This window comes from Kribbella sp. NPDC002412, from assembly GCF_053592935.1.
In genome coordinates, this window is the sequence record NZ_JBSFBL010000001.1 from 334,129 (window position 1) to 341,797 (window position 7,669).

7 protein-coding genes and 1 pseudogene are annotated in these 7,669 nt (G+C 69.3%); 1 reads left to right on the top strand and 7 read right to left on the bottom strand.

The window, feature by feature from the left end; translation table 11 throughout:
- Nucleotides 1-397: 397 nt before the first annotated feature.
- The 7 genes from ACWCOV_RS01685 to clpS form a co-directional block, all read right to left on the bottom strand.
- Nucleotides 398-1,345 (bottom strand): PLP-dependent cysteine synthase family protein, encoded by a 948-nt coding sequence (locus ACWCOV_RS01685; RefSeq protein WP_449827282.1) that lies wholly within the window; start codon nucleotides 1,343-1,345, stop codon nucleotides 398-400.
- A gap of 2 nt (nucleotides 1,346-1,347) precedes the next feature.
- Nucleotides 1,348-1,626, bottom strand: a complete 279-nt coding sequence (locus tag ACWCOV_RS01690) for a MoaD/ThiS family protein (protein ID WP_360528977.1) — start codon at nucleotides 1,624-1,626, stop codon at nucleotides 1,348-1,350.
- Nucleotides 1,627-1,628: 2 nt separating this feature from the next.
- Nucleotides 1,629-2,084: a Mov34/MPN/PAD-1 family protein gene (locus tag ACWCOV_RS01695; protein WP_449827283.1), complete on the bottom strand. Its 456-nt coding sequence runs from the start codon at nucleotides 2,082-2,084 to the stop codon at nucleotides 1,629-1,631.
- A gap of 64 nt (nucleotides 2,085-2,148) precedes the next feature.
- Complete coding sequence (locus tag ACWCOV_RS01700; RefSeq protein ID WP_449827284.1) at nucleotides 2,149-3,126, bottom strand: aldo/keto reductase; 978 nt, start codon at nucleotides 3,124-3,126, stop codon at nucleotides 2,149-2,151.
- Nucleotides 3,127-3,136: 10 nt separating this feature from the next.
- Entirely contained in the window at nucleotides 3,137-6,202 is a 3,066-nt protein-coding gene (ileS, locus tag ACWCOV_RS01705) for an isoleucine--tRNA ligase (protein ID WP_449827285.1), read from the bottom strand.
- A gap of 175 nt (nucleotides 6,203-6,377) precedes the next feature.
- A complete protein-coding gene (locus ACWCOV_RS01710; protein WP_449827286.1) occupies nucleotides 6,378-6,932 on the bottom strand; it encodes a DUF2017 domain-containing protein in 555 nt (184 codons plus the stop codon).
- On the bottom strand, nucleotides 6,929-7,216 hold the full coding sequence (clpS, locus tag ACWCOV_RS01715) for an ATP-dependent Clp protease adapter ClpS (protein WP_131361796.1): 288 nt from the start codon (nucleotides 7,214-7,216) through the stop codon (nucleotides 6,929-6,931). Before clpS ends, ACWCOV_RS01710 begins: the two co-directional genes overlap by 4 nt.
- Nucleotides 7,217-7,322: 106 nt before the next feature.
- Between clpS and ACWCOV_RS01720 the strand changes: the two are divergent.
- A pseudogene (locus tag ACWCOV_RS01720) lies at nucleotides 7,323-7,669 on the top strand (hypothetical protein); the annotation flags it as partial.

The window sequence follows — 7,669 nt, forward strand, 5'->3', positions numbered from 1 at the left end:
AATCAGGCACCGCACCGGGACGGGCTCCTCCGCCGGCCCACCCGGTGGCTACCCACCCCCGAGCCCGGCCGACCGGGCGCGGAGGACGGCCTCGGCGCGGTCCGCGGCCCGGATCTTGGTCAGCACGTTGGACACGTAGTTGCGCGACCCGCGGGGCGTTGATCCCGAGCCGGCGGATCACCTCGATCCCACCCATCCCCGGCAGGTTGAGATCGACGACGATCCGATCAGCAGCCAGCCGGCTCGGCGGAGTCGGTGGCGTTCGGTGGTGGTGAGCGATGGAGCCTGCGTGCTCGTGGTGGACATGGTCCCCTCCCAGGGTCGAAACGGTATGTCTCGACCTTGGGCGTCCCGGCGTCCCGCCGCCCAGGGACGGAACGTCCCAGGCGGGTGGGAATCAGGCCCAGAGCTGGCCTTCGAGGCGGTCTTCGGCCTCGTCGATGGTGCCTTCGTAGGCGCCGGTGGACAGGTACTTCCAGCCGCCGTCGGCGACCACGAACGCGATGTCGGCGGACTCGCCCTCGCGTACGCACTTGGCCGCCTGGCCGAGGGCGGCGTGCAGGATCGCGCCGGTCGAGATGCCGGCGAAGATGCCCTCGTTGTCGAGCAGCTCGCGGACCCGGCGGACGGCGTCCCGCGGGCCGACCGAGAACCGGGCGTCGATGAGCGTCTCGTCGTACAACTCGGGGACGAAGCCCTCGTCGAGGTTGCGCAGTCCGTAGACGAGCTCGCCGTACCGGGGCTCGGCGGCGACGATCCGCACCCCGGGCTTGTGCTCGCGGAAGAACCGGCCCGCGCCCATCAGCGTGCCGGTGGTGCCGAGCCCGGCCACGAAGTGCGTCACCGACGGCAGGTCGGCGAGGATCTCGCGCGCGGTGCCGTCGTAGTGCGCGGCCGCGTTCGACGGGTTGCCGTACTGGTAGAGCATCACCCAGTCCGGGTGCTCCTCGGCGACCTGCTTGGCCACCCGGACCGCCTCGTTCGAGCCGCCCGCGGCCGGGGAGGAGATGATCTCGACCCCCCACATCCGCAGGATCTGCCGGCGCTCCTCGGAGGTGTTCTCCGGCATCACGCAGACCATCCGGTAGCCGCGCAGCTTGGCCGCCATCGCCAGCGAGATCCCGGTGTTGCCCGAGGTCGGCTCCAGGATCGTGTTGCCCTGCCGGAGCCGGCCGTCCTTCTCGGCGTCCAGCAGCATCCGCAGTGCGGCCCGGTCCTTGATCGAGCCGGTCGGGTTGTGGTCCTCGAGCTTGGCCCACAGCCGGACGTCGGCCGTCGGCGACAGCTTGGGCAGCCCGACCAGCGGTGTGCCCCCGACCGAGTCGAGCAGGCTGTCGAAACGCATGGTCAGCCGCCGGCCACCGCGGGCAGCACGACGACCACGTCGCCGTCCTTGACACCGGTCTGCAGGCCGCCGGTGAAGCGGACGTCCTCGTCGTTCACGTACACGTTGACGAACCGGCGCAGCTCCTCCGGCTGGCCCTCGACGATGCGCTCCTTCAGGCCCGGGTGGGTGCCTTCCAGGTTGTCGATCAGCTCGGCCAGGGTGGCGCCGTCGCCGTTCACTGCCTTCTCACCGCCGGTGTAGGTGCGCAGGATCGTCGGGACGCGCAGTTCGATCGCCATCTCTATTTCTCTCCTTCGGTCTCTTCATAGGAACCAACCACGCGTACTTCTTCTTCCACGACCTCGCCGTCGATGATCCGGTACGACCGGAACTCGACCGGGCCGTCGTACGCCGGGGACTCCGCACCGTCCCGGGTCGACACCAGCACGTAGTGCGCGCCGGGCTCCTGGGCCAGGGTGATGTCCGTGCGGGACGGGTACGCCTCGGTCGCGGTGTGCGAGTGGTAGATCACCACCGGTTCCTCGTCACGCTCGTCCATCTCCTTGTACAACCGGAGCAGGTCCCCCGAGTCGAACTCGTAGAACGTCGGCGACATGGCCGCGTTGAGCATCGGAATGAACCGCACCGCCCGGTCACTCCCAGCCGGCCCCGCAACCACCCCACAAGCCTCGTCCGGATGGTCCCGCCGCGCATGCGCGACGATCGCGTCGTAGGTCGCACGCTCGATGATCAGCACGAGACCACGGTAAGGGGGCCGCCGGACCGGGCCTGACAACCCGGCGGTCGGTCCACTATGCGGACTACCAGCGGTCGTGGATCTGCGGGCGGATGAGGGTGTCGTAGGTCTCGCGGACGGCGGTGAGCTGGTCTTCGGTGAGCGGCGCGAGGGTGGCGGCGGAGATGTTGGCGGCTGCCTGGGCGGGGTTGCGGGCGCCGGGGATGACGACGGTCACACCGGGCTGGTCGAGGATCCAGCGGAGGGCGAACTGGGCCATCGTGGTGCCGGCGGGGAGCCAGGGCATCAGGCGGCGGACGGCCTCCAGGCCGGTGCTGAAGTCGACGCCGGAGAAGGTCTCGCCGACGTCGAACGCCTCGCCGTGCCGGTTGTACGTGCGGTGGTCGTCGGCCGAGAAGGTGGTGTTCTCGTCGTACTTCCCGGACAGCAGCCCGCTGGCCAGTGGGACCCGGGCGATGATGCCGACGCCGGCCTCCTGCGCGGCCGGCAGGACCTCGTCGAGCGGCTTCAGGCGGAAGGCGTTCAGGATGATCTGGACCGACGCGACGTTCGGCCGGGCGATCGCGGTCAGCGCCTCCGCGCAGGTCTCGACGCTCACGCCGTACGACGCCAGGCGCCCCTCGTCCACCAGGGTGTCGAGCGCGTCGAACACCGCATCCGTCGAGTAGACCGGCGTCGGCGGGCAGTGCAGCTGGACCAGGTCGATCGTGTCGACGCCGAGGTTCTGCCGGGACCGGTCGTTCCACGCACGGAACGCCTCCAGGTTGTACGCCGACGGCACCTGCTCGACCCGCCGTCCCATCTTGGTCGCCACGGTCAGGCCGTCGTACGACTTCAACACCTGCCCGACCAGGCGCTCGCTGCGTCCGTCGCCGTACACGTCCGCCGTGTCGATGAAGGTGACCCCGCCCTCGATGGCGGTCCGCAGTACGGCGAGCGCGTCGCTCTCGCCGACCGACCCCCAATCGGCTCCCAGCTGCCAGGCGCCGAGCCCGACCACACCCACATCACGACCGGTACGACCAAGCCTGCGCGTCTCCATGGGCCCAACCCTAGGGAGTGACCTCGACCCGCACCTCGGGACCCTCCGCCAGCGCGAGCTCCACCGCCAGCGTCTCCCCCATGATCAGCTCCCGATGCACCTCGACCGCGCCGACCACCTCCGCCGGCGCGGTCACTGAGAACCGCACTCGATCGGTGACGTCGAGCCCAGCATCCCGCCGCGCCTGCTGGAGCGACCGGATCACATCACGCGCCACACCCTCAGCCTCCAACTCCGGGGTCAGCGCAGTGTCCAGTACGACGAAGCCGCCGCCGGCCAGCAAGCCACTCGCGGCCCCACCTTCGGCCAGCGTGGTCTCCAGCGTGTACTCGCCGTCCGCCAGCTCGATGCCACCGGCAACCACGGCACCGTCGGCGGAGACCGACCAGTCACCTGACTTGGAAGCCTTGATAACCGCCTGCACGTCCCGCCCGAGCCGCGGCCCGGCGGCCCGCGCGTTGACCGTCAGCCGCTGCGACACCGGCGCCTCCGCCGCATCCGCGGACGTCAGCACGACCTCGCGAACGTTGACCTCGGCCCTGATGATCGGTGCCTGCGCCTCCAGTTCGTCGGCGTCAGCGGCCGCGACAGTCAGCCGCTGCAGCGGTTGCCGGGCCCGGATCCCCACCGTCTTGCGGATCGAGGACGCAACCGAGCAGATCTCCCGGACCCGATCCATCCGCCCGACCAAGTCGGCGTCCTCCGGCAGATCGGCAGCGGCGGGCCAGTCGGTCAGGTGCACCGACCGTCCACCGGTCAGACCACGCCACACCTCCTCGGACACCAGCGGAAGCAGCGGCGCCGCGGTCCGGCAGACCACCTCGAGCGCCGTGTACAGCGTGTCGATGGCGTCCGCCGAGCCGGCCCAGAACCGGTCCCGGGAGCGCCGGATGTACCAGTTCGTCAGCACCTCGAGGTAGTCGTTCACCGCGTCGCAGGCGGACGCGATGTCGTACCGATCGAGCCGGTCCTGGACCTCACCGACGAAGATCCGCAGCCGCGCGAGCAGGTACCTGTCCAGCAGGTCGGTGGACGCGGTCGACCAGGACCCCGACGCGCCCGCCGCGTTCGCGTACAGCGCGAAGAAGTACCACGCGTTCCACAGCGGGATCAGCACCTGCCGGACGCCGTCCCGGATGCCCTGCTCGGTGACGACCAGGTTGCCGCCGCGCAGGATCGGGCTGGACATCAGGAACCACCGCATCGCGTCCGCGCCGTCCCGGTCGAACACCTCGGTCACGTCCGGGTAGTTGCGCAGCGACTTGCTCATCTTCTGCCCGTCGTTGCCGAGCACGATCCCGTGGCTCAGGCAGGACGAGAACGCCGGCCGGTCGAACAACGCGGTCGACAGCACGTGCAGCGTGTAGAACCAGCCGCGCGTCTGGCCGATGTACTCGACGATGAAGTCGCCGGGGAAGTGGTGCTCGAACCAGGCGGTGTTCTCGAACGGGTAGTGCACCTGCGCGAAGCTCATCGACCCCGAGTCGAACCACACGTCCAGCACGTCGGGCACCCGGCGCATCGTGGACCGCCCGGTCGGGTCGTCCGGATTCGGCCTGGTCAGCTGGTCGACGTACGGGCGGTGCAGGTCGGTGACCGGCACCCCGAAGTCCCGCTCGAGCTCCTCGATCGACCCGTACACGTCGATCCGCGGGTACGCCGGATCGTCCGACCGCCACACCGGGATCGGCGAACCCCAGAACCGGTTCCGGCTGATCGACCAGTCCCGCGCGTTCGACAGCCACTTGCCGAACTGGCCGTGCTTGACGTGCTCGGGGACCCAGGTGATCTGCTCGTTCAGCTCGACCATCCGGTCCCGGATCCGGGTCACCTCGACGAACCAGCTCGACACCGCCTTGTAGATCAGCGGGTTCCGGCACCGCCAGCAGTGCGGGTAGCTGTGCACGTAGCTGTCCTCGCGGACGAGCGCGCCGGACGCCCGCAGGTCCCGGATGATCGGCCGGTTCGCCTCGAAGACATGCATCCCCTGGTACGGCGGGACGACCGAAGTGAACCGGGCTCCGTCGTCCACGGTCAGCACGGTCGGGATCCCGACCGCTTCACAGGCGGTCTGGTCCTCCTCGCCGTACGCGGGAGCCAGGTGGACGACGCCGGTGCCCTCGTCGGTGGTGACGTGCTCGGCGGCGATCACCTGGAACGCGTTGGCGGTGCCGGCGAAGAAGTCGAACAGGGGCGTGTAGCGCAGGCCGATCAGCTCCGAGCCCTTCAGCCGGCGGATCACGTCGGTGTAGCCGTAGGCGGCCAGCCGGGCCTCGGCCAGGATCGACGGCCGGCCGTCCACCTCGACCACGGCGTAGTCGACCTCGGGGCCGACCGCCATCGCGAGGTTGCTCGGCAAGGTCCAGGGCGTGGTGGTCCAGGCGAGCAGGCGTTCACCGGTCTCGAGCTCGACCGCGACGGTCACCGACGGGTCCTGGCGCGGCTGGTAGACGTCGTCGTCCATCCGGAGCTCGTGGTTGGACAGCGGGGTCTCGTCGTTCCAGCAGTACGGCAGGACCCGGAGGCCCTCGTAGATCAGGCCCTTGTCGTGGAGCGTCTTGAACGCCCAGATCACCGACTCCATGTAGTCGCGGTTGAGCGTCTTGTAGTCGTTGTCGAAGTCGACCCAGCGGGCCTGCCGGGTGACGTAGCTGCGCCACTCGCCGGTGTACTTGAGCACCGAGGCGCGGCAGGCCTCGTTGAACTTCTCGATCCCGAGCTCGAGGATGTCGGCCTTCGTCTTCAGCCCGAGCACCCGCTGCGCCTCCAACTCAGCCGGCAACCCGTGCGTGTCCCACCCGAACCGCCGCTCGACCCGCCGCCCCCGCATCGTCTGGTACCGCGGCACGACGTCCTTCACATACCCCGTCAGCAGATGCCCGTAATGCGGCAACCCGTTGGCAAACGGCGGCCCGTCATAAAAGACGAACTCGTTCCCCCCGTCGTCTCCGGCCTCCCGCCCCTCCACAGACGCCTGAAACGTCCCGTCCCCCTCCCAGTACTCGAGCACCCCACGCTCGACCCCCGGAAAGTCCGGAGCCCCACTCAGCCGCCCACCAGTCCTCGGATAACTCACCCGCCGATCGTAAACGCGCCCGCGCCCCCGCTCCCCGGCCCGCCACCACCAGAACGGATAACCCCGCCGGTCACGCCTTCTCCCCTGCCACACCAGGGGAGAACCCACAACACCAGCGGATATCCACCGTCCTGGCTCAGGTGCCCCAGTGGCGAGGCGCGGAGGCGGTGTCCGTTTAGCGCATGTTGTGGAGGAGGGCGGACTGGAGGTAGCCGAGCCAGTCGTAGAGGTCGTAGGTGAGGCGGCGGGGGTCGTCGTCGGGGAGTTTTTCCCAGGTGGCGTAGTCGTCTTCTTCTTTGATGTCCAGCCGGGTGCCGATGGCCAGCCGCAGGTCGTTCAGGGCGCGGAGCCAGGAGAGTTGCTCGTCCGGCTCCAGCGCGATCTCGTCGGCGCCGGACTCCTCCAGGGCGGACAGCACCCGCTTGGCGTCGGTGATCTTGCCGTCGCGCAGGCCGCGCTCGGTGAACCGGCGGAACTCCGCCGACGCCATGTCGTCCCCGGAGTACGCGTCCGGCAGCAGCCGCTGCAGTACGACGTCCTCCGGCGGCGACGTCGGCCCGTCACTGTCGCCGAGCATGGCGGCCAGCGGGTCGTCAGAGGCAGTCGCGCGCGGCGGCATCCCGTCGTACAGGAGCTCGACCAGGTTGCGGAGCAGGTTCGCGAGGATGTCCGCCTCGTGCTCGGCGAAACTGACGACGACGGTCTTGCGGCGCTTGCGGAACCGCGTCACGACTTCTCGCAGGTGGCCCACAGGCCGTAGGAGTGCATGGCTTCGACGTCGCGTTCCATGGCCTCTCGGTTTCCGTTCGACACCGCCGACTTGCCCTCCTGGTGGACCTGCAGCATCAGCTTCTCCGCCTTGTGCTTGGAGTAGCCGAAGTAGGTCTGGAACACGAAGGTCACGTAGTCCATCAGGTTGACCGGGTCGTTCCAGACGATGGTCACCCACGGTGGGCTCAGCTCGATCGCCTCGTCGACCTCGGGGCTCTCGAGTTCGCTGGGTGCGGTGCTCACCGGTCCATTCTCTCCATCATCGGTTCGTGGTTCGCAATAGGCTGCCCTTGTGACTCACGCAGCGACGCACTCGACCGCGCTTCTCACGGACCATTACGAGCTGACCATGCTGCAGGCCAGCCTGGCCGACGGCACGGCGCACCGCCGGTCGGTCTTCGAGCTGTTCGCCCGCCGGCTGCCGGACGGCCGCCGGTACGGCGTGGTGGCCGGCGTGAACCGGCTGCTCGACGCGCTCGAGCGGTTCCGCTTCGACGAGCAGGCGATCGCGTTCCTGGCCGATCGGGGTGTCGTGGACCAGGCTACCCGCGACTGGCTCGCCGACTACCGGTTCACCGGCGACATCTCCGGTTACGCCGACGGCGAGATCTACTTCCCGGGCTCGCCGGTGCTGGTGGTGGCCCGACAATCCATCGCGCCGAAGGTCTGCGCCAGCCGCTCCGCGACCTCGGCGTA

Excerpts from the sequence above, each read along its gene's own strand:
- ACWCOV_RS01685 (WP_449827282.1), bottom strand. The coding sequence starts at position 1,345 with ATGCGTTTCGACAGCCTGCTCGACTCGGTCGGGGGCACACCGCTGGTC.
- ACWCOV_RS01690 (WP_360528977.1), bottom strand. The coding sequence starts at position 1,626 with ATGGCGATCGAACTGCGCGTCCCGACGATCCTGCGCACCTACACCGGC.
- ACWCOV_RS01700 (WP_449827284.1), bottom strand. The coding sequence starts at position 3,126 with ATGGAGACGCGCAGGCTTGGTCGTACCGGTCGTGATGTGGGTGTGGTC.